Origin of the sequence: Prevotella sp. LCP21S3_D2 (assembly GCF_052118345.1) — a bacterium.
Lineage (GTDB): Bacteria > Bacteroidota > Bacteroidia > Bacteroidales > Bacteroidaceae > Prevotella.
The window spans coordinates 1-23,019 of the sequence record NZ_JBQKHJ010000039.1 but is presented as its reverse complement, the minus strand read 5'-3'; the positions used below and the strand labels follow the sequence as shown (position 1 = coordinate 23,019).

Sequence of the window (23,019 nt, the reverse complement as noted above, 5' to 3'; positions counted from 1 at the left end):
TTTCTGCATTAGGGGCATACTGTTTCTTTGACAACAAGCCCAAGGCACTTACTGGATACGTTATCGAAGATACGAAACAGCTGAGTCTTTTCTAACATTGCATATTTTACAGGAGGATTTTGTCTCAGCAACCATCCAAGATATATAGATGGTTGCCAAGCCTCTGTGTCCCTTATATAAAAACATTATAAAGGGGTCACCAGTAAAAGTGTGTGGATTAGGCATAGATCTTCATTAGTCTGAAGAGAAAGAACTTACGGTCAATAATACCTCTGAGTTGTGCTCTGAAATGCTTGATCTTTGCATTGAGGGATTCTGCTGATGCATTGGTAGAGCGATTGACAAAATTGTTAAGGATCTCATCCTCACGGTCGTACATGGCGGCAGCAATATCATTGAACGCTTTGTTGCCGAAATCACCGACCTTCGAGTACCATGAATGCAGGCTGACAGCACCTTGCTCCTTAGTACACCTCTGCGAGAAAATCATTCGAAGAGAGTGGGTAAGCGAGAAAGCCGTCTTTATGTCCGGAAACTCACGGAACAGTATTTCTGCACGTTCCTTCTGTGTGTCTGTCCATTTCTCGGGTGACATCATAAGTAGCCCCTTACTGCGTGCAAGGAGTTCTGCACGAGTCTCTCCGTTCTCAAGTCTTTCGGGATAGTACCTTGCATTGCGCCTTATGGCATTGCCCTCCTCATCCACAAATGGACCATCGTTCTCCTGCAGCTGGCGCATCATCAGACGGTGCTCTTCCCTAGCATTGGCATCAAGTGTCATCTGCTCACGCCTATACTCTCTGCGTACCTCTTGCAAGGCTTCAAGACAAAACTGCTGATGATGGAACCGGTCGAGCGTACGCATAGCCTTCGGAAAGCATGTCTCTACTATGTTGTGCATACTCTCAGAGAAGTCGAGAGTAACCTCTTCCACGCTCATTCTCAACGCTTCTGGTATCTTCATCAATGCCTTTATGACATCCTTTGCCTTAGTGCCCTTGACTACAGCAATAAGGCATCCCTTGCGACCATGTGCATCCTTGTTCGAGGCTATTGTGTATACCTCTCCCGTGGACAAGCATGTCTCATCTATGCTGACGTGAGGACTTATGTTCTCTGGGAAGATGAGCCACTCGTCAGCATGGCCTAGTTCAGACCATTCACGATAGCCGCTTAGGTGGTCCTTGTAGGCTCTGCCATACTCATCACCGTCTATGTGATAGTCATCCTCAAACGAACGGGCCGTTATAGGGCGCGTCTCCAAACGCTTCTTTTAAAAAATCCGCCAACTCGGTTGAGCAGCGGGTGGACTCCTGAATGAGATTGCATTCGGTCATCACGTTGTGACCATCTGCATCAAGCCATCTGCGACGGCGCACGTGAAGCAGTACTTCCTGACCTCTAATCGGAAAGTCGTGAAACACACTTTCGCGTGTAAATCCATTGGGGCGCAGGTCTTCTCCGTCGTCAGGTTTCTGCTCGTTCTCATCGAGATAAAGGTGAATCACCTGTGTGTCACCTTTCTTCTCGACACGTACAGTCTTCAAGTCAAACCAGTCAAGCATGCGGGCTGGCAATAGGCATTCCGCTAAGAGTCTATACTGTTCCATTTTCTTCTAACGTTTACTCTATAAACGTACACCTGCTTGCTTTTATTGTGCTATGCTATCCACACGCTTTTGCAAGTGACCCGGAATATATGTATCGATGAAATATTCAGTGGTTTTACCAAAAGCCATCCTGCTTATAGCAAGGAGGAGGCGATGAGATTGAGTGATAAGTGGGAGGAACAGATTCTGCTCATCATGAGATTCCTAGATTGGAAGAAACAAATAAAAAAATAATTTAGTAAGAAAGTAAACTATGTGTGGAATAGTTGGATATATTGGACAGAATGATGCTTATCCTGTTCTTATCGATGGCTTGAAGAAACTGGAGTATCGTGGATATGACAGCGCTGGTGTGGCCTTGATTAATGGTCAGGACCAGCTGAATGTGTATAAGACAAAGGGGAAGGTGAGTAACCTGGAGACGATGGCTGCCGAGAAGGACTGTAGCGGTCATGTGGGTATCGCCCATACCCGCTGGGCTACCCATGGAGAGCCTTCTGCTACCAACGCCCATCCTCATGTGAGCATGAGCGGTGACTTGGCTTTGGTGCATAATGGCATCATCGAGAACTATCAGGTTTTGAAGGAACAGCTTATCGAGAAGGGCTATGAGTTTAAAAGTACTACTGATACTGAGGTGCTGGTGCAGCTGATTGATTTCTACTACCAGCAGAATGGCAAGGACTTGGTTTCTGCCGTTTGCCAGGCTTTGAACGATGCCATCGGTGCGTATGCCATTGCTGTTGTCGAGAAGAATAACCCTAGCCATCTGGTAGCAGCACGCCAGTCTAGTCCGCTGGTAGTTGGTGTGGGTATGGATAATCTGGACTTCTATATCGCCAGTGATGCGACTCCTATCGTGGAGCATACGGATAAGGTGGTGTATCTGGAAGATGGTCAGATTGCTGACGTCAGGGTAGGTGAGGAGTTAAATATCATCAATCTGGAGCATTCTGCCTGTCATTACGATATCAAGACAGTGGATCTGGACATCAGCAAACTGAGCAAGGGTGGTTTTGACCACTTTATGCTGAAGGAGATTAATGACCAGCCTAACTGTCTGAAGGATTGTATGAGTGGTCGCCTCTTTGCTGACAAGGAACATCCTGAGAACAACCGCATCGTTCTTTCTGCGCTTCGTGATTATCGTGACCGACTGGTTCAAGCGAAGCATATCATCATCGTGGCGTGTGGTACCAGTTGGCATGCCGGACTGATCGGTAAGCAGCTGATTGAGAAGATGTGCCGCAAGAGAGTGGAGGTAGCGTATGCCAGTGAGTTCCGCTATGGCGACCCAGTGATTGAGCCGGAGGATGTGGTGATTGCAATCAGTCAGAGTGGTGAGACGGCTGATACCTTGGCTGCGATTAAGCTGGCAAAGGAGAAGGGTGCGCTGATTTTCGGTATCGTGAACGGCGTGGGGTCTTCCATTGCCCGTGAAACGGATACGGGTATCTATATCCATGTGGGTCCGGAGATTGGTGTGGCAAGTACGAAAGCATTCACCGGGCAGGTGACGGTTCTTACGCTTCTTGCTTTGGCTTTGGGGCATGAGTTGGGAACCCTAAACAATGCTGACTACTATCAGATGATAGAGGAACTTTCTGAGATTCCGCAGAAAATGGAGAAGGTATTGGAGCAGGCTCCGATAATCAAGGATATCTCCCGAATGTTTACCTATGCGCACAACTTCCTGTACTTGGGACGTGGTGTGAACTATCCTGTGGCGATGGAGGGTGCATTGAAACTGAAGGAAATCAGTTACATCCATGCCGAGGGCTATCCTGCTGCCGAGATGAAGCATGGTCCTATCGCCCTGGTAGACCAGGATATGCCAATCGTTTTCCTTGCTACGCATCATCAGTTGTATGAAAAGATTATCTCGAACATGCAGGAGGTGAAGTCGAGAAACGGCCGCATCCTTGCCGTGGTGACTGAGGGTGACCTGCAGGTGAAGGAAATAGCGGATAATGTATTGGAGGTTCCAAGAACCCTGAATGCACTGGTTCCGCTGCTGAGCGTAGTTCCGCTGCAGCTGCTTGCTTACTATGTGGCTGTGGATAAGGGACTGGATGTGGATATGCCGAGAAATCTGGCAAAGAGTGTGACGGTAGAATAACCCGAATGGGTATGAGGGATAAATGGTTGCCCCTTAAAAACAATGCTGTATTTTAAAGGTAATAATGTAATGCGTTGTTAGCGATTCTTTGATTTCCTAAAATGTAGCATTGCCAGTAGGGAAATAATAGATATACGGGCGAACGGATCCCTCTCCCCTTTTTTTATTAAGCTACTTTTCGGGGATGGAGCCTAGTAGCCCGTTTTTTAACAAAATGTTTTTTGAGATAATTTATGCCGACATCTAAGACATCTTTAGATTTTAAACTAATTGCAGTTCGAGTATTACCTGGTTGTGTGCAACATATTCTCAAATGTCTTGTTGAAAACCATTTCTATTACTTGAATAACGATTATCGTATATCAGAAGATGCTAAGCTGATAACAAGGCGAAGTAGTAATATAGCTCCGCTTTCAGCAAGTTTCTTTTCCTTGTCTGAAAAACAAAGCAAGGGAGTTCGATTGAATTTTTCTGCAATTGTCGGTATGAATGGAGATGGTAAGAGTTCCTTGGTGGAATTGATCATCAGAATATTGAACAATGCATCTATCATTCATGAAATTGGAGAAATCGGAACTCTTCTTTGGATACAGGGAGTCAATGCCGAACTGTATTACCATTTGGATGGAATCTTCTATCGTTTGGTAACAACAGAAGATGATGCTCGGATATACCGGTATGTGGAAACTGGTAATGTCTACAAACAAGACTGTATAGTAGGAAAAGAGATGCTGAAAAAGCTATTCTTCTATACTATGGTGTCAAATTATTCTTTATATGCCTATAATTCGTTGGATATTCCTAACGAATGGGAAACCAAGGACAATAATCAAAAAGACGAAGAGAATTGCTGGCTTCATCGAGTGTTTCACAAGAACGATGGCTATCAAACACCATTGAGCCTTCATCCTTATAGGAGCTATGGCAACATAGACATGAACCGGGAGAAATTTCTGTCAATGCAACGTCTACTATCTCTGATGGTACACCCCCGCCCCACAAACCTGCATTCAAATCCTTTCCGAACGTTGAATGATAAAAAGGCGGAGCTTTTGGAACTGAAAGACATTGGGTATTCTAAACTACAGAAAATTACCATCACAGACTTCTTCTTAAAACATAGGGACACCAACTTGTTACAGGAAGACATAGCATACTTGGAAGAGCAAGATTCCAAAGAAAAAGATATGTGGATTTCAAATGCTATAAACTTGTTGTCACAAATATACCAGCGTATCATCAATCATCCAAATAACAATAAACTGTTTTGTCTTGCTTTAGAATATGCCCAAAAGAACGATTTACTCTCGAAAAACAGTGATGTTCACCAGTTAATAAAGACCCTGACAAGAATTCAAGAAATAGAGAATTGGGCTGATTTCGGAAATTCGAATAAGAAGATATTGAAGGAACTCGAAAAATTCCAATCATTCAATCTTTGTCAAATCCAACGCTTGGAATTGATAGATGCAGTATGCGATTGTTGGAAACAAATGGGCCTTGAACTTAAGAATGGGAAGAAAATAAAATTGGAAGTGACACCAGAACTTATCTTCAAGCCCTATGGGGATATGACCAATGAAGAAAAGTGCAAGCATTATATCATCTACAAGACAATAGCCATATTTGAGACCTACTCCACTTTCGGATATCCATGCTTAGCCTATGAAACAGAGTCTTTGTTTTCCGGCAGCATGAAATATATAAAGAATGGTAGATATGGACGCTATACGAACAAACTAGGCGAAGCTTTTGGCAAATTGCAGAATGAATGGAATTATAAATCCCACATCACACTGAAACTCCGTCAAGCATTCAACTATATAAACAATGGAGAAAGTGCTAAAATATATAATGACAAGGAAATATGGGAAGACAACGCTATCGGTAAATATATCAACTTGAACAAAATATCAGATAAGTATGGCACCAAACTGCTGGATATGGAAAATCTGCCACCAGCAATCTACAAATGGCAGATTTATTTTCGAAGGGAGTCTGACTCTAGCCTGATACCATTTGATACTTTAAGTTCGGGTGAGAAGCAGAGATATTTTTCTGTTGGAGCCATTATTTATCATCTGCTGAATATTGATTCTATTGGTAGCGGTAAGATACACTATCAAGCAGTGAATCTTATGCTGGAGGAGATCGAACTGTATTTTCATCCTGAATGGCAACGTAATTTTACCTGTTATTTAATGGAGATAATCGGACAGTTGACATTTAAGCAAATACGGAGTATCAATGTGCTCTATGTCACCCACTCTCCCTATATACTTTCAGATATTCCAAAGACAAATGTGCTATTTCTGAAAAATGGTGAAGCTGACTATTCCATGCAGGAAAACACATTCGGTGCGAATATCAATGGACTCCTGAAAAATGGATTCTTCTTACCAAGTCTTCCTATGGGAGAGTTTGCCCATCAGAAGATAAATCATCTGTTTGCTTTGTTACATTCCGGAGATTTCAAGGCAAGTGAATTGGAAAAGATAAGGCAAGAGATACAACATGTTGGTGAACCTGTCATAAGACAGCAGTTGATGATGTTGTATAACACATATAAACGACTAAACCAAGAACTTGATGATAATGCTTTCCAAAAGTTCATCATCAAAAAATTGAAAAAATAATACTGCCGAATATGATATATCTAGGGTATAATCGTGATTTGGATTCTGTTGCACATTTCTGGTGAGACAGTTTGCATGCTTTCCTTTTTGAGAAAAGAGAGGATAAACATCGTCCTTTTTTGAGAAATGGGAAACATAATGAGTATTACGATACTGTCTTTTCCAAATGGAAAGGATATGTAAGGAGAGAAACACGACTAAGAAGAATTTCGACTGCCACAGGAAATGACGTGTTGAGTAAGCTTGACGAGTTTGAACATGACTTTGACAATATTGTTCTTGCAAAGAAAAAGGAGATGGAGAAACTGAAACTGGCAAATGCAACCTGTGGTGAGGATGTTCGAATTGTTCTGTCCTATATATTCGAAACTCTATATAACTGCTTCACCAAGAGCATAGCCAATGACGTACTTGAAAGACTAAAGATAAGGACTTGTCCATATTGCAATAGAAACTATACTTTTACCGTCAAATCTTCTAGTTCGGCAGCAGGAAAGAAATTCACAACTCGCCCCGAGTTTGACCATTTTTACAGCAAAAGTAAGCATCCATTGCTAGCTTTGTCTTTTTACAACCTTGTTCCTTCATGCTCAATATGTAATCATGGCAAAGCAACAGATGATATTGGAGTCAATCCCTATTTCGATGGATTTCAGTCAAAATTTGGAATTTGCGATAAAACAAAGAATGTTCTGTTGAATATCAATAAGATCAAGCGTACAAAGTCAAAGGACGATTTTTCTGTTGGTTTTGTTAATCCATCCAAAAATGAAAAACAAAATATAGATGGGCTAGGACTTGCTGTATTGTATGACAAACATAAGGACTACGTGATGGATCTCATAGAAAAGTCTACAAGTTATGGCTCTTTGGAACAGAACCAAGCTCTGTCGGATGGATTTCAAGGTTTATTCCGTACACCACAAGAAGTTTTTGATTTTGTTTGGGGGAAATATTTGAATGAGGAAGAGTTAGAAAACCGTCCTTTATCCAAACTGACAAAAGATATATTGGAACAATTAGGAATCGTATAAACATAAAACGATATGACATTCAAAATATTAAGCGCAACTTTTTAGCAAGATAGCAAGCATTCGTTCATGTTGGATTTTACTCAGCCTGAAAGTAATTCACAAGATTGCGAGTTCACACTGTTAATTGGGAAAAACGGTGTTAGCAAAAGTCTTATACTGGAAGCTATCATAGATTTCCTCCTTTATGTTTGGGTAAGCTATACCATGTATTCGATGGTTAATTGATGATAATACTTTGAGCAATATGGAGTTCAACAACACCCAACACAAATCCTCCCTCTGCCACCTTATCTGTAAGCAGTCACTTTAGGCCGTCTTGCGTACGTTAATAAAAATATATACCTTTGCCCCGAATTTTAAATTTGGGACAAAATGAATATAAACGAAGAAGGCAAGTACTATGCCTCAATGGTTCGTAAGTTTCGAACCGAGTACAAGAGTAAGAACCTTCATGGGTTCTGTAAAGAACAAAAAGTAAGCTATACCAAGATGCTTCATTGTTTGCGTAATGATTCTTATCGTAAGCCAAGTGCTATGCCTGTGAGTTCAGATGAAGAGCAGGGCTTGCATCCACTGGTCGTAGAACCTGCAGATTCTGTCACGATAGAACCAGCAGTTTTACCTGTTGAGCAAGATGTAGATTTGTTGCTTGATGATATCGAGTTGAACTTTGGTAGTAAGATTAGCTTGCACATAGGTAGCTGTTCCAAGTCAGCTTTGGTTTCACTGATCAAGGAAATGGAGGGAACACTATGCTGAGTTTATCAAGTGGTTTTAATTATTATCTGTGCAGTGAACCCGTAACCTTGCGTTATCGCCATGCTGGTTTGCGCAATTATATCAAGAGTCAACTTCATCGTGATCCTACCAATGGAGACATTTATATCTTCCTTTCAAAGGACAGTCATCGTGTTCGTATCTATTATTTTCATCATCAAGGTGAGATTCTTACCGAAAAGATTCTCCGTTCCAACCATTTCGTCGAGCCAGTCTTCGATGAGAAAAAGGGATGCTATCATATCTCTTGGGAGAGCTTTGTCTATCTGGTTGAAGGAATCGTTCTAAAAGACCGTAAGGTTGCTTTTAACGATCTGAATGATGAAAATGACGAAGAATTGGGTATGGATATTGAAGAGCCTGCCCAGGGAAAAATAGACGAAAAAGAACTCTTGAAAGAAGCTATTTGATATATAATATTTAACATAAAATATTGATATTCAATGCTTTATAATTTTGTTATCTCAAATATTTTTAGTATCTTTGCAGTATGAAATCAGAAGAGAAATCCATACAGGCTATAAGTGCGCAAGCGCATAGCGAGGCAGCTGACAACAGGTTGCTCCGCAAGAAACTCCAGGCTCGTGACAAACGAGTGGTGGAGCTTGAAGCTATGGTTTCTAACCTGAACAAGCAGCTTTGTGAAAAGGTAGATCAGTTGAATGACATGATGCAAAAACTTGTAACATTCATGACTGGTAATGGAGAGGTTAATCTTTCAGACTCTCTTCGTGAAGCTGTAGTTGCGGGTGTGCGTGCTGAGTTTGAGGCACGTGAACAAAAGCTAAAGGAAACATATGCTAGTGAGTTAGAGAAACTTACTTCTGATTTCAATGCTCGCTTGGCAGCTAAGCAGAATGAGATAAATCAATTGAAAGGCATAAATGATGGGGATAATCCGACAACCACAATGCCAAGTAACTCAAACTCGGCTTCAACAATGTCACCAGAGGCAAAACTGAAGGCCAGCGAACAGCAGAAGGCAAATATACTTATGTGAAAGGTTTTATCCGTACTTATATTATCCGTCGCAAGAAATATAAGGATTCCAAGGGTAAATGCTATCATGTAAATCTTCCTAAAGAGTATGAGAACTGCATGGGCAGAACATGGGCAACGGAGTCATTGATAGCTCAGATATTGACGATGCATTTCTATTATCATATGACAATCGGAGATATCGAGGCATGGCTGAAAGGCATGGGCTTGAACTATGCTCATTCGACAGTTATGGGGTGGATTGAAATCGGTGCCAATATACTGGAGCCATTGGACGAGCCTCTCCATAAGGAAATCATCGCTTCTGGCAACGTTCATAGTGATGAATCTACATTGGGTTGTAAAGACCAGCGGTTGCCTGGCAAGGGTGAGACGATTGAGGATGTGGAGGATGAACTTCACTTCTTCAAGCGTTGGATATTCTGTTACTATGCGCCAATGTTAGGTCTGACCCAGTTCGTGTTCCATGAGCGTGGTCGTAGAACCCAGGAGGCAGTCAAAAAGTACTTTGAAGACGTAATGGAGAAAATTTACCTCCATAGTGATGGCGCACCTATCTATAAGTGCTACGATGTTGGAGAGTTAATACAACGAATAGCCTGTTTGGTTCATATGCGAAGACCGTTCTTCAAATTGAAGGATTTTTCGGAAGATGCCATGCTGATATTGAAGTTGTTTGATGCAATCTTCCGTGAGGACAAGCTGATAAAGGCAGGGTTCTCAAATCCTGATGACATTCGGCGAGAGCGCGTTCTTCGCATAGCTCCTATGCTTAATGATTTGAAATCATATTTGGATAAATTGGCAAAGAACCTTGAGAAGGAGGAAGAACCCGAACTTCTCAAGGCAGTGAACTATGCCCTTACTGAATATCCTTGTATGTTGCGCTGTCTAGAGGATGGAAGTCTTGATCTCTCGAACAATGTATGTGAGCGACAGATTAGAAGAATAGCGAAGTATCGCAATAATAGTTATTTTGTTGGCAGTCCGGAATCAGGTGTGCGCTTTGCTCGCCTGATGTCCCACTTTGCCAATATCCGAAAGCACAATTTGGATCCTGTGGAGTATCTTTGTGATGTGTTCCGCAGGATCAAGAAAACGGCAAAGGACAAATTGGTAGACTTACTAGCCCATAGATGGCAGCATGCTACTGTTACTGCTTGGGCATAAAATCAAATAATTTTTTCTTAAAAGATAATAAAAAAGCATTCATTTTATGGCTTAACGTACCTAAAGTGACCGCTTACCACCAAGGTGACGGATGCCAATGGTGAGGTGCATTATAAGAAACGATATATGTGGGTCATTGTCAACTTGACCACCAAGGTCTGCTATTATCTGTATGGCAGTCGTAAGAAAGAGGTTATCAAGGAGTTTCTTGGTGACTTCAAGGGCACGTTGATGACCGATGCCTATGCTGCATACCTTTACTTTAATAAGTTGAAGGACTGTACTCATGTATGTTGCTGGTCGCACGTTAGAAGACTGTTTGTCTCGGCGAGTCGTGACTACAAGGATACCTTGGTACAGGCATTCATAGACTTGATCGGTATATTATATAAGGTCGAAGTTGAAAATCAAGTGTTGGGTCGCACAGAAAAAGAGATAGTCAAGCATCGAGGTGAGGAATCCCTACCAGTTTTACACGACCTCTATCAGCAAGCGACGGCACTGTTGCAACAGTTTGAGAAAAACGAGATTAAGCTCTCTGCTAAGTTGCAACAAGCCTTGACATATATGACCAAGCATTGGGAAGAGCTGATGGCATATACTAAGATAGGCAGCGTCTTGATAGACAACAACTGTTGTGAACGCGCAGTCCGCCCATTCACCAATCTCCGAAAGAACTTAGGTGGATTTAGCAGTGAGCAGGGTGCCAGATTCACAGCGACCTTCCTTACTTTCGTTGAAACCTGCAAGCTAATGGCAATGGCTCCACTGGATTTCTTCAGGGGATTCTTTGACATGATTGTAGCTGGAAGAAGGGATTATGCCTTGATGACAGAGGCACTTTTAGTTAAACCTGTTTAAAAATCAGAAAAGTCCAATTTCTTAAAATACTCTGTATCCCCAGTAAACACTGGGGATGGAGTTGTATTGTCATAGGGGTTGGATGCTTACGTTCTTCAGATGAATCATAAAGGGCTTCGAGTTTATGTCTGCATAATTCCTCTACTTATGCAGTATGTAGTAGACCATGCTCGTGCCATCGATATCATCAAGGTGATTATCAAGACTGTTGACCGTCTGCTCGGCAGAAAGGAAGGCGAGGATATGGATCTCATCACTTATGTAACAGACTAAGTCTCCAAATTGCAAAATAAGTAGTTCAAAGAGCGAATAGCCCCATTTTGAGGCCTTTTTAAAGCTGTAGTTGCGTGCTAAAGTTGCTAGCTCAACTAATGAACACGAACTATTCGCCAGTGTTAGTTAACGCCAAGGGAAAAATATAACTGCCCAAGGCTATTGTTTAATTTAAATAGAACCCACTTTTTCAAGTGGACTCAAAAATGGAAATATCTATATTATCACAAAGTATTAGTGTCGTAGTCTTAGGGCGTTTTCTTCCTGAATCAATGGATCCCGTATGGATGGTTAAGCGAGGCATATTAAAACTTGAAGACTTAGGACAGGGATTCCAACTTAATCCAGACTCGTTAAGTTTCAGAACTAAGAATTTTGAGGTGCTAATTACCCGTTCTAGACTGCAAGTGGTTAGTTTCGAGATTTCAGAATCAGATGTGATAGTTAGTTTCATCATTAAAGTTTTGAGTTGCAAGAAACCTGAAAAAATAGATGCGATTGGAATTAATGGAGCAAAAATATTTACCTTACTTAAAAAAGGAGACTTGCTTAAATTTTGTCATCATTTTGCGCCAATAGATGCTTTGGCACCTGTTTCTAGTAATTCGATAATGGTGGATATTACGTGGCAATCGTGGGAAGAAAAGCAAACTGATGAAACACCCCAAAAACTTATTTCGTTAAAGCGTGTTACTAATGGTGGTAAATATCCATCTTTTCAATTCTCTGAAAACAATCATTATAGGGTTAATGATGTGGATGTTGCAATTGGTATTTTGAGAGGAAAAACTGGCACATTGCACCAAGTATTTGACGATACGTTTAAAGAATTAATATCATCTATCAAACCTTTGTTCTAATATGAAAAATCTCTCAGCAACTCTATTTGATGACGCAAGAGACTTGTTGTCTTCAGACATTATTGCAGTAAAAGTCGAAAGAGTATATTCAAATCATTCGTCGGGCTCTACTTTGGATTCAACCGAACATAATAATTTCTTCTCTGATTGGACTTTTACGAAATTAGAACCTCGTGTAATTCAAAATAATCTAGTTCGGTTTGAAAATTGGCAAGGTTATATTTCTTTGGTTGCAGATGATTATTTTGAGGCAATTGTAAAAAATCACTCATCAGTGAAACACTTGAGGATTAGCAAAAATAGGTTAAAGAACGGAGAAACTTTATTCATAAACCAAATTGTTTCCATTAAAGTGAAATATTACCAAGAGCCAACTAGAGACAAAAAAAAGCGTGTTGTGGAAATGAATCTAGATCAGCCTCTAAATAGAACAAGCGAAATGTTGGAGTCTATAGTGTCTGAAAAAATTAAGCATTTATCTTATATGTTTGAAGAATATGAAGAACATTAATATAGACTTAGTAAAGCCTTCTGATAAAGAATTGGAAATAACAACAATAGGACCAGGGTTTAATAATGGCGAATCGGTAGTTATTCATTTGGGGAATGGTAAATGGATGATTATTGATAGCTGTAAAGCTAATGGAGAAGTTCTGCCTTTGGCGTATTTAGACGCCATTGGAGTATCTTGTGATGATGTCAAGACTGTTATTTGTTCTCATTGGCATAAAGACCACTATTTAGGGCTGGCAGAAATATTGCGTAGTTGTAAAAATAGTGAATTTAAAATTGCTAAAATAGGTAACTTTAAAAACTTTGTGCAATATGTTTTTATGTTAAATGAAATTGAAACAAACAAAGCTGGAGGCTGGAAAGAATTTGAAAAATGTTTGATTGCTTTGAAAGAAGTTGGGCAAAGAAAACCAAAGTATATTTTTCATGACCAGTTGATAGAAGATAATGATCAAATAAAGATTGATGTGCATTGCCTAGGTCCTTCGGATTATGCAATGGAGCAGTTTGATTCTCTTTTATTGCAAATTGACCCGAAAGACCCCAAAGAGGAACACACAAAAGCGTTAGAAGAAAATATGACATGTTTATCAGTTACTGTAAGTTATGATGGACAGGCCGTACTGATAGGATGCGATGCAGAAGTGAATAGAAGAGATAAATATTCTATGGATGACTGTACTGATGATTGTGAAGATGCAAAAGAAACAGGGTGGTGTGAAATTATGCATAACAGTATAATCTTAAAAAGAAATTCTCCTTTTGGATGTGTAAAAATAGCTCATCATTCTTCTGTAACAGGGTATTGTCCAAAATTTTGGAAAGAACTAGTAAAAAAGGACGCTTTGATAGGGGTAACGACTATATATAAATCATCTAATAGTGAGAATCTTCCACATAAAGATATGCTTAGCCAGTATCACACTCATTGTACGCATCAGTACATAACGTGTGGGCTGGAACAGAACGTCCAACCGACAGAAGTGTTCCCTGGTGATGATACTATTCTAGATATAACAAAACAAGATTTGCCTGGTATCGTAGTTTGCAGGTGGAGTCCTGATGAAAAGAAATGGAAGAGGTATACATTTGGGGCAGCTGCAGAAGTAACAGGTGAATTCTTAAAAAACTATCATAAGAATTTGGTTGATTAAAATATAGACATTATGCATATAAAAAAAATAATTATATCTAATTTTCGTGGAATTAAGGAACCTACGGAAATATTATTCAATGATTTTACTTGTATAGTTGGCAAAAATGATGTTGGCAAATCTACAGTATTGAAAGCTGTTGATGCATTTTTAAATGAAACAACAATAACAGTTGATGATAAAAATGTAGATAGTGATTCCTCACTGATTTCTATTGCTGTAGAATTTGATACCGCTGATATTAATGTTGTTTTAGATGATACGATACCCACATCTTTTAAAAAAGAAGACATCGTGAGTGAGGATGGATTTTTGAAAGTAAAGAAAGTTTGGGATACTGCTCAAGTAAAGATTAAGCCAAAGTGGTATGTGGCACGTAAAAAACATAAAGAAGATTTCTTGTTGTTAACGGAAAAGGAATTGATTAATTTATGTAATAAGTTAGACCTATCCACACAAAAAGCAAACGGAGAGGAATATAATAACAAGGAAAAAAGAGAAAAGATACGCAAATATTACCAAGAACAAGGGGCTGGATTTGTATTCGAGTACTCAGAATTGCCTACCACTGGAACAACGAGATTAAAGAAAATATACGATGCGATAAGGAAAGAACTTCCTTCTTTTGAATATTTTAAGGCAGATAGTTCGCTTTCTGATAGTGATACTTCTGTCCAAAAGTATTTTAAGGATAAGGCATTGAAAATGCTGAATGAGCAGATTGATACAGTAGATTTAGAGGAGCAAGTGCGAGAAAAAATAGCTGATTCATTAAATACAATAACAGAAAAGATTAACTCTGTTTTATCTGCAAAAGAGCAAATTCAGGCACAAGTGAATTTTGATTGGTCAAAATTAGTGTCAACAGCTTTTAAATGTAAGGCTCAAGATGTGAACATACCTTTATCTTCACGTGGTGATGGGTTTCGGAGAATTACAATGATGTCTTATTTCGAAATGTTAGCAGAAGAGCGTCATGAAAGCAAAAATGTAATTTTTGGTTTTGAAGAACCAGAAACATTCTTGCATCCAACTACTCAAAGGCTACTTTCTGAAAGTTTAAAAGGTATGTCAGATAATGGGTATCAGGTAGTGATAACTACACATTCGCCAAATATAGTATCACTTTGTGATATTTCAAACCTTGTTCATATAACAAAGAATGATGGGCAATACTTGGTAATGCAAAATGATACTGTAAATGTAAAGTCCATAGTTGAAGATCTCGGCATAAAAAGTGATGACAGCTTGCTTCGTCTTTTTGATGATAACATTAAAGGACTTTTCTTAGTTGAAGGTCCTGATGATGTAAAGGCATATAGTCATGTGGCAAAAATGTATAAACAAGCAGGTGTGATAGACAAGAATTTTGATGATTGTAAAGTTGTACTCATTCCTGTGGGAGGATGTTCTTCTATCCAGCATTGGACAAATTTTGATGTCATCAAAAAAATTGGCAAGCCATATTTTATATTGTTGGATTCAGATAAGGAAAGTACCGATGCTGTTTCTCCAAATCTCACGAAACTTCATACGCTAGGCTATAGTGAGAAGCAATGTGGGGTAACAAGAAAACGTGAAATCGAATGTTATATCCCAGAAAGCTACTTTGCAGGTTTAACACCTCCTATAAAATCTCTACACTATGGTGATTGGGATGATGTGAAAAAACTCTGTCAGAACCATGAGGCAACGGTTCGCTTAGGAGGGAAAAAAGTATGTGATAAACATTTTTGTAAGCTCAGTTTCGCTGAGCTAAAAAAGACATTTTGTCCTTCAGGGAATGATGCAGATGATGAGTTCTTGGATATTTATAATAAGATATTAGCTCAGCTTAAGTAGGCTGTAGTTGTCTAACAACTCATAATTTGCTATATAATTTAATATTAATGTTCATACCGGGAAGCAGGATCAACAGTTCCTACTTCTTCGTTCTGTCGCTGTTTGTGATAGGATGCGGACTGACCTGTCTGGAAACGAGTGCGAATCCTTATACTACGGTACTGGGACATCCTGACAAGGCGGAGAGCAGAATCAACCTGTCGCAGTCGCTCAATGGCATCGGATGGATTGTAGGACCGCTGGTTGGCGGACAGCTTCTGTTCTCGGGTGTCAACATTGCTATTCCTTATGCCCTGGTGGGTATCTTCGTGCTTTCTGTGGCACTGGTCCTGTTAAGAATCAAGTTGCCTGACCCAAAGAGAGCGCATGAGGCGGATACGAACGAGAAGGTAGAGGAGAAGCCGATGCGAGTGATGGCATTCGGTTTCGGTATGCTGACCTTGTTTCTCTATGTGGCTGCCCAGACGGGTGTGAACAGTTTCTTCATCAACTATGCTGAGGAGAGCATTCATATAGAGAAGCAGACTGCCAGTCTGTATCTCGCCTTTGGCGGAATGGGTCTGTTCTTTATCGGCAGGTTGGCTGCTGGTGTCATCATGAATTATATCCAGCCAAGGCTGGTGCTGCTGGTCTGTGCCATCCTCACCTTTATTGCCACATTGATTGTAGTGGTATGTAACGGCACCTTATCTCTCATTGCGTTTTTAGCCCTGTATCTGGGAGAGAGCATCATGTTTCCGACTATCTTCTCGCTGGCATTGAGGGATGCGGGTACAAAGACCAAACTTGCCTCTTCATTGCTTATCATGACGATAGTGGGTGGTGCGGTTGCTCCAGTAATCATGGGGTATATAGCGGATACTACTGGCAGTATGGCGATAGCCTTTTTGATACCGCTGGTATGTTATGGGGTGATTGGAGGGTATGCTGCAATGCTGAGATTCCCTTTAACTGATGTCACGAGAGACTGAATGAGTGATGAATTATGGGAAATGCTCTTCTACCCTATAATGAGTTTGTTTTAGGGGGTTGGAGCTTAGTAGCCCGTTTTTTATAAATCAAAGAGTAAACAATTATGCAAATTCCTAATTTTTGTATTTTCGCTTTACGAATCACTAATAATGAGAGTATTGGGAAGAAACTTCTTGATGCTAATCAATACTACACATTCTTAAATGGTTTTCATATCAAAGATAATTCTGTTGAGTTTCATGCTAAAGAGGCTGGTATAGTAACCCTATACGATGATTACCTGAACCATTACAGGCATCTGCATGTAAATATTTCGGCACTGGTTGGTTCTAATGGAGCCGGTAAAAGTACATTAGTTGAATTTATATTACGCTTGATTAATAACTTTTCGGTTTCCTTATTTGGAGATTTACCTTTATTCCCAGCTGTAGAACATTTGACTTATATAGATGGCGTGTTTGGAGAATTGTACTATATGTCTGATGGTATTCCTCATTTATTGCAAGTATCTGGTGAAAATGTAAAATTGTATGTATATAGTAGATGCAAAATAGACGAAAAGAACTCACGTGTAGTATTTTCTGCTAAAAGATTGCTGCATAATTGGAATAAGAGCAGTTATTCTGATTTAGAATTCTCATACAAAAAAGAAATGGTTAAGCATTTCTTCTACACCTTCGTTTCCAATTACAGCATATATGCTTACAATCCACACGATTTTTGTGACGAGGGAGATTGTTGGTTGAATGGACTGTTTCATAAGAATGATGGCTATCAGACTCCATTAGTCATTACTCCATATAGGAACAATGGAAACATAGACAGCAATACAGAGCGAACACTATCGAAAGAGAGATTGATGGCATTATTGTTTCATGGTTCAGGATTCATTACTCTAAATGGGCATCTTGATGTGGTAGGCTTTGAACTTACTCAAAACACGAAACAATATGATTTGGAAGCTCTCAATGCTGATTGCAGTCTTCATTACTTGCGTCATGCCTACCGTAAAATACGAAGCACGATTAACGGCTGTTGGAGAGAAGAGTATAATTGCGTATTTGATAAAAGCAATGGTTATCCACTTCAAGCTAAGGCTTTAGAATATCTTGTCTACAAAACGATAAAGGTTGCCATGAAATATCGGCAATATAGAAAATATTATGATGCTTTAGCTGGAGTTAGAAAGTGGCCAAAAGAAAAACATATTTCTGCCGTAAAGGAGATGGTACACGCTATGAGTCTTGATTATTCTCATATAACTACCAAAATTAGGCAAACGCTTTGTTTCTTGGTACATGGATGTTATCAAGAAGGCTTTCTTAATTTAGAAAATGCCATAAAGATACAAAAGATTGCTATGCGTAGCATGAAAGAAGATTGGGAACAACAGCTTCCACTTTTATATTCCAAGACTGAAGATGTTTTGCCTTCGCCAATATTCAATGTATCCATCATTCTCCACGAACAACATAGTGAACAAAATATAACGCTGGAAAAACTCAGTTCTGGTGAACGCCAACAAATTTATACTATCAGTTCTATATTGTACCATTTAGCCAATATAGACTCAGTTCATTATGATGCTAATAAACAGAGAGTAGCTTATAGCCGTGTCAATGTGATTTTGGAAGAGATAGAGTTGTATTTTCATCCCGAAATGCAACGAAATTTCTTGCTGTATCTTTTGGATGGATTGAGACAAATGTATATGGATGGCATTAAGGCTGTTTCGTTCTTGATAGTTACCCACTCTCCATTTGTATTGAGCGATATTCCTGCAACAAATATTATGACACTGAAAGATGGAGTTCAACAGCACCTTGATTTGCAAAGCTTTGGAGCCAACATCCATGATATGTTAAATACCAACTTCTTTATGAAAGACGGCTGTAAAGGTTTGTTCTCGGAATGGGTAGTAAAGAGAATCATACAAGTTCTGAATTTGTATTGTGAAGGCAATGGTTCTGCTGAAGACTGTGGAGAAAGCTCCTGGCTGCAAAATTATCCAAAAGAAAAGCTGTTAAGACTGATTTTGACGATAGACGAACCTATCATTCAAAGAGTTTTATTGGATAAATATGATGCAACTTTTGGCAACAAAAGTTTAGATAAAAGAATCGAAATGTTGGAAACTGAACTGAAAAGGCTAAAAGAAAGGAGAAGCTGACATGTGGCATTTGGATGATATCTCAGCAAAGGAAATGAAAAGGTATATTTCATGGTTGGAATCTTCCATCGTGAAAAATGTAAATAAGCTAAGAGACAATGTCGAATACAAGGATTGGTGCGACTATTTGGTGCCAATCTTGCCTGATGGCACTTTATATGTAGGACTTGTGGAGGATATATTGTCTGCAAAACCTTCAAGGCTTTTCAAGTTAAATCATCGTCATTTGAACAATATGTTGAAGTTGATGCCTGTAAACCGATATGGCTATCACGACATTTATTCTGAAAAGTTATTAAGAAGATACTTGAAGGCTAAAGCCAAGAAGCGCAGAACGCCTAAACAACAATCATTGATTGACCGATATGAGAAGCTGCTGACATTCCTGTATGATGTGTTTGATTACGGCTTGATTAAAGAAGAAGTGGCTTATAACCTTTCACTACTGAAAGGCAGGAACACATGCACTTATTGTAATAGGCAATACACTTTTACTGTAGGGAAGGTTACAGAAAAAGGCAAGATAGTAAGCAAAGTAAGACCACAGTTCGATCATTGGTTTGCACATCGGCAATATCCATTATTGGGACTAAGTTTTTATAATTTGATACCAAGTTGTTCTGTATGTAATAGTTCGGTAAAAGGAAGTGCACATTATAGCTTGAAGACGCATATTCACCCGTATACAAACCCAGATTTCGCCCCAGACTTTAAGTTTGTTCCAACATTAGAGTATATGGATACATTACATGCGAGCGAGTGGTCTGTACTTCTTTGTCGTAAGAGGAATAGTAAGGAAGACAAAACGATTACAGACTTGGCACTTGATGAAATTTACGAGAAACATGGTCCTTTGGAAGTAAAGGACATCATGGATTTCGAGATAAAGAACAATCCGACATATCTCAAAACACTGTTTGATAAGGTTTGTGTAGATTTAGGAATGAAGTACACTCGTGAAGATGTATTCAGAATGATGTTTGGTGTTGAAGCAGACATCGAGAAGACATTGGACAGACCTTTGAGTAAATTGAAAAGAGATGTGCTTGAGTGGTTAGGGATTGTTGTGTAAAAAGGAATGATTATGGATGCATTTGATGAAATATTAAGTAAACTACCTTCGGATATAGGAGGCTCTACAGCAGACAATGGCTTTAGCTTCCAAAAGAACTGGGCTTTGAAGAAACTTTTGGAGTTAGAAGATAGCGGTGAGTCCTATACGATTATATTTGATTATCATGATGATATAGAAGTGTTGGATTCTGATGAAGATGCTGCTAATATTGATTTTTACCAGATTAAAACGAGTGTGAATTATTGGCAGGCAAACAAACTTTGTCAAAAAGAAACAGATTCAAAAGGAAAAGCCAAGAAGTCCTATTTGGGAAAATTGATTAATCACTATTTGGAATTTGAGAAGACAAGAGATGTTTATTTCGTGACAAATACTTTCGTGTCAAAGAACCATTTTGATTCCAAGTCTGAATCCCATGACGAAGTTCTATCCTTTTCTAAATTATCAGAAAAAGTGCAAAATGACATAAAATCTAAAATAGAGAAAGAACTGGGCACACAGATAAATCCCAACTGTTACGAGCATCTTTTTATAATCCAAAACCAGTTGAATTTAAATGATTCTACGGATTCATTGGTTGGTAAGGTTACAACGTTTCTAAGAAAGCATTTGGGAACATCTGAAATTAATCCAAGATCTTTTTATGATGCAATATTTGCAGAAATAACAAAACGTAATGATTATAAAGAAGTCTGTCATACAAAAGAAGACTTGTTTACTCATAAGGCAATTTCAAAATCTCAATTTGAAAGTTTCATAAATGAGTTACGTAGTTATACTTCGTTCGAAATGAAATGCCAGTCTGCAATGAGAGAGTTAATGGATGGAACGACTTTTCAGCAAAGAATAATAATAAAACAAGAATTGGAAAACAAAATCAGGAACGAATATTTCCAATATGATAATATAGAATTTTGCAAATTATCTAATTGTATCAGAGATGTAAATGCAAATATTGAATTTGAAGATTGCAATACATTCTGGGAATTAGGGAATAAGATTTTGACTGAGGTTAAAAGTAAATATTCAAATCCTCTCGGATATAAAGATTCTTTTATTTTGGCACTCATTTTTTATTTGACGGCATGAATAATAATATTGGGATATTAAAGATTCTTATAAGAAATTTAAGAACTAAGAAGTATGAAAAAGTTAAGATTCAAGGAAATCTCTTTCCTGAGCTATTCAAGCAGAAAGGCGAGAAGGATAAGTCTTGATAGTGATATAGTCATTATCAAAGGTGATACCGATACAGGTAAATCCTGTATCTCTAAGTCCTTATTCTCGGCACTCGGAACTTCCATAAAGAGTATTCCGGAAACATGGAAAAACGATAATATTGTGGTTTTATTGAAGTTTACCATAGATGATATAAACTTCACAGCTCTCCACATAGGAAAAGACTACTATATTTTTAATCCAGATGGTACTCAAAGAACGTTAACAGATTCTTTATCCAAGCAAGGTAAGGCTATTTCTAGTTTGTTGGATATACACCTTCCTAAGATTGTGATTAATGGAATTAAACAAACCTTTTATTCCGATTACCTCTTTATGCCTTTCTATATAGATCAAGATGATGGCTGGGCACAGCCGTGGACTTCTTTTTCTAGATGTGGCAGTAGTACTTTACGAGCAAATACTTTATTACTCCATACAGGAGTGGTATCTGATGAATACTTTTCATTCAAAGTCCAGCTCGATAATGCAATTAAGTCTTTGGATAAAATAAATATAGATTTAGCTGCAAACAAAAGACTGTTTGAGAGTATGAAAAAGCGTCTTGTTAAATTTAAGTTGTCTTTAAACGAGAATGATTTCAATGAGGAAATTGCAAATTTTATCAAGAAAATTAGTGAGTTGAAGATTGCTCAAAAAAACAAATTAGCAGAATTAAAGGAACTATACAACAAAAAAAGTTATCTCACTTTCTGCATAGAACAGTTGCACAACAATATTAAAGAAATTGGCAAGGACTTTAATTATGCTATGACACAGGAGGACATCATTACTTGTCCTATGTGTGGTTCTAAAGTGGCTAATGATTTTCTTGGTAGGCTTGAAATGAGTGATGATATTGTAAAATGCAAAGATTTGATAATCCAAAATCAAAGTGAGCTCAAAGATATAAATCTTAAAATAGAAAATGCAGAATATAGCAATAAAGAAATAAGAGATAAACTTATTGAGATATCCCAACTAATGCAAATAAAAAAAGACGAATCAAGTTTGGATGATTATTTAAATTCCAAGTTGGAAAAATATTTTGACAGCATTATGGGAGAGGAGAAAGTTAGACTGGAAAAAGAGAAAGTAAGATATCAACAAGAGATAGAAAAACTAAAAGCAAAAGTCAATGATGAAGGTAAAAAAGAACGCAAGAAAATGATTGAAAACGACTTTGGAAATTTAGTTTTTAAGTACACTACGAAAATGAAAGTTCGTTTAAATTCCGAGAAAAAGATTTCTTTGAGTACCAATATATCTGTAACAGGAACAAAAGTCCCAAGAACTATTGTTGCTTATACATATGCGTTTATTGATATTATGTGCAAATATGGTGGTCCTGTCCTCTGCCCAATTGTTGTTGATGAAATGCGTCAACGTGGACTAAGAGACAAAGATGAAGAAACAATGTTCTCTTTTCTCTTGGAAAACAAACCCAAAGATGCACAATTGATAGTAGCGACATCATCTGATTTGCAATTAAATGCAGAAAATATTAAAGTCGTAGAATTGCATAATCCTAACAAATTGTTGATAGTAGATGATTTTCAATCCATTAGCAACGAAATCGACGATTTGCTTTACAATAATTTCAGTCTAAGGATTTGATGTGTATCTCCTAAAATCCGCAACTATCATCCAATACACGATTAAGGGTAGATTTATGAGTCGTTAGTAGCAGCTTTCAGTAAAAAGCAACAGCACAACATCAATATGTAGCCACCATC

At 38.7% G+C, this 23,019-nt stretch carries 19 protein-coding genes and 1 pseudogene; 18 read left to right on the top strand and 2 right to left on the bottom strand.

What is annotated here, in order from left to right; translation table 11 throughout:
- Nucleotides 1–217 precede the first annotated feature (217 nt).
- Together ACTQ16_RS15440 and ACTQ16_RS15435 are read right to left on the bottom strand one after the other, a co-directional pair.
- On the bottom strand, nt 218–1,264 hold the full coding sequence (locus ACTQ16_RS15440) for an ISAon1 family transposase (RefSeq protein WP_441938253.1): 1,047 nt from the start codon (nt 1,262–1,264) through the stop codon (nt 218–220).
- Nucleotides 1,230–1,610, bottom strand: coding sequence for an ISAon1 family transposase N-terminal region protein (locus tag ACTQ16_RS15435; RefSeq protein ID WP_006847878.1), 381 nt, complete (start codon nt 1,608–1,610; stop codon nt 1,230–1,232). Before ACTQ16_RS15435 ends, ACTQ16_RS15440 begins: the two co-directional genes overlap by 35 nt.
- A gap of 253 nt (nt 1,611–1,863) precedes the next feature.
- Here ACTQ16_RS15435 and glmS point away from each other — a divergent pair, with 253 nt between their 5' ends.
- The 18 genes and pseudogenes from glmS (at nt 1,864) to ACTQ16_RS15345 (ending at nt 22,900) form a co-directional block, all read left to right on the top strand.
- Nucleotides 1,864–3,729 carry a glutamine--fructose-6-phosphate transaminase (isomerizing) gene (gene glmS, locus ACTQ16_RS15430; protein ID WP_441938251.1) on the top strand — a complete coding sequence of 622 codons (1,866 nt, stop codon included), beginning with the start codon at nt 1,864–1,866 and terminating at the stop codon, nt 3,727–3,729.
- A gap of 233 nt (nt 3,730–3,962) precedes the next feature.
- Nucleotides 3,963–6,365, top strand: coding sequence for a hypothetical protein (locus ACTQ16_RS15425; RefSeq protein ID WP_441938249.1), 2,403 nt, complete (start codon nt 3,963–3,965; stop codon nt 6,363–6,365).
- A gap of 296 nt (nt 6,366–6,661) precedes the next feature.
- Complete coding sequence (locus ACTQ16_RS15420; protein WP_441938248.1) at nt 6,662–7,399, top strand: HNH endonuclease; 738 nt, start codon at nt 6,662–6,664, stop codon at nt 7,397–7,399.
- A gap of 372 nt (nt 7,400–7,771) precedes the next feature.
- On the top strand, nt 7,772–8,158 hold the full coding sequence (locus ACTQ16_RS15415) for a hypothetical protein (protein ID WP_334669864.1): 387 nt from the start codon (nt 7,772–7,774) through the stop codon (nt 8,156–8,158).
- Nucleotides 8,152–8,586 carry an IS66 family insertion sequence element accessory protein TnpB gene (gene tnpB / locus ACTQ16_RS15410; RefSeq protein ID WP_441938246.1) on the top strand — a complete coding sequence of 145 codons (435 nt, stop codon included), beginning with the start codon at nt 8,152–8,154 and terminating at the stop codon, nt 8,584–8,586. Before ACTQ16_RS15415 ends, tnpB begins: the two co-directional genes overlap by 7 nt.
- 80 nt (nt 8,587–8,666) lie before the next feature.
- Nucleotides 8,667–9,176, top strand: a complete 510-nt coding sequence (locus tag ACTQ16_RS15405; RefSeq protein ID WP_441938244.1) for a hypothetical protein — start codon at nt 8,667–8,669, stop codon at nt 9,174–9,176.
- Nucleotides 9,173–10,345, top strand: coding sequence for an IS66 family transposase (tnpC, locus tag ACTQ16_RS15400; protein WP_441938242.1), 1,173 nt, complete (start codon nt 9,173–9,175; stop codon nt 10,343–10,345). The genes ACTQ16_RS15405 and tnpC (ACTQ16_RS15400) overlap by 4 nt, the downstream gene beginning before the upstream one ends.
- Before the next feature lie 84 nt (nt 10,346–10,429).
- Complete coding sequence (gene tnpC / locus ACTQ16_RS15395) at nt 10,430–11,206, top strand: IS66 family transposase (RefSeq protein WP_441938240.1); 777 nt, start codon at nt 10,430–10,432, stop codon at nt 11,204–11,206.
- Nucleotides 11,207–11,359: 153 nt separating this feature from the next.
- Nucleotides 11,360–11,476: pseudogene (locus tag ACTQ16_RS15390) on the top strand (dTDP-glucose 4,6-dehydratase); the annotation flags it as partial.
- A gap of 209 nt (nt 11,477–11,685) precedes the next feature.
- Nucleotides 11,686–12,339 carry a hypothetical protein gene (locus ACTQ16_RS15385; protein ID WP_441938239.1) on the top strand — a complete coding sequence of 218 codons (654 nt, stop codon included), beginning with the start codon at nt 11,686–11,688 and terminating at the stop codon, nt 12,337–12,339.
- 1 nt (nt 12,340) lies between these two features.
- Nucleotides 12,341–12,850, top strand: a complete 510-nt coding sequence (locus ACTQ16_RS15380; RefSeq protein WP_441938238.1) for a hypothetical protein — start codon at nt 12,341–12,343, stop codon at nt 12,848–12,850.
- Nucleotides 12,837–14,006, top strand: coding sequence for an MBL fold metallo-hydrolase (locus ACTQ16_RS15375; RefSeq protein ID WP_441938237.1), 1,170 nt, complete (start codon nt 12,837–12,839; stop codon nt 14,004–14,006). Before ACTQ16_RS15380 ends, ACTQ16_RS15375 begins: the two co-directional genes overlap by 14 nt.
- A 12-nt stretch (nt 14,007–14,018) precedes the next feature.
- Entirely contained in the window at nt 14,019–15,848 is a 1,830-nt protein-coding gene (locus ACTQ16_RS15370) for an ATP-dependent nuclease (RefSeq protein ID WP_441938235.1), read from the top strand.
- A gap of 47 nt (nt 15,849–15,895) precedes the next feature.
- Nucleotides 15,896–16,819, top strand: a complete 924-nt coding sequence (locus tag ACTQ16_RS15365; protein WP_441938233.1) for an MFS transporter — start codon at nt 15,896–15,898, stop codon at nt 16,817–16,819.
- A gap of 104 nt (nt 16,820–16,923) precedes the next feature.
- Nucleotides 16,924–18,990 (top strand): hypothetical protein, encoded by a 2,067-nt coding sequence (locus ACTQ16_RS15360; RefSeq protein ID WP_441938232.1) that lies wholly within the window; start codon nt 16,924–16,926, stop codon nt 18,988–18,990.
- 1 nt (nt 18,991) lies between these two features.
- Nucleotides 18,992–20,062 carry a hypothetical protein gene (locus tag ACTQ16_RS15355; RefSeq protein WP_441938231.1) on the top strand — a complete coding sequence of 357 codons (1,071 nt, stop codon included), beginning with the start codon at nt 18,992–18,994 and terminating at the stop codon, nt 20,060–20,062.
- Nucleotides 20,063–20,074: 12 nt separating this feature from the next.
- A complete protein-coding gene (locus tag ACTQ16_RS15350; RefSeq protein ID WP_441938229.1) occupies nt 20,075–21,154 on the top strand; it encodes a dsDNA nuclease domain-containing protein in 1,080 nt (359 codons plus the stop codon).
- Nucleotides 21,155–21,208: 54 nt separating this feature from the next.
- Entirely contained in the window at nt 21,209–22,900 is a 1,692-nt protein-coding gene (locus ACTQ16_RS15345; protein ID WP_441938227.1) for a hypothetical protein, read from the top strand.
- Nucleotides 22,901–23,019 lie beyond the last annotated feature (119 nt).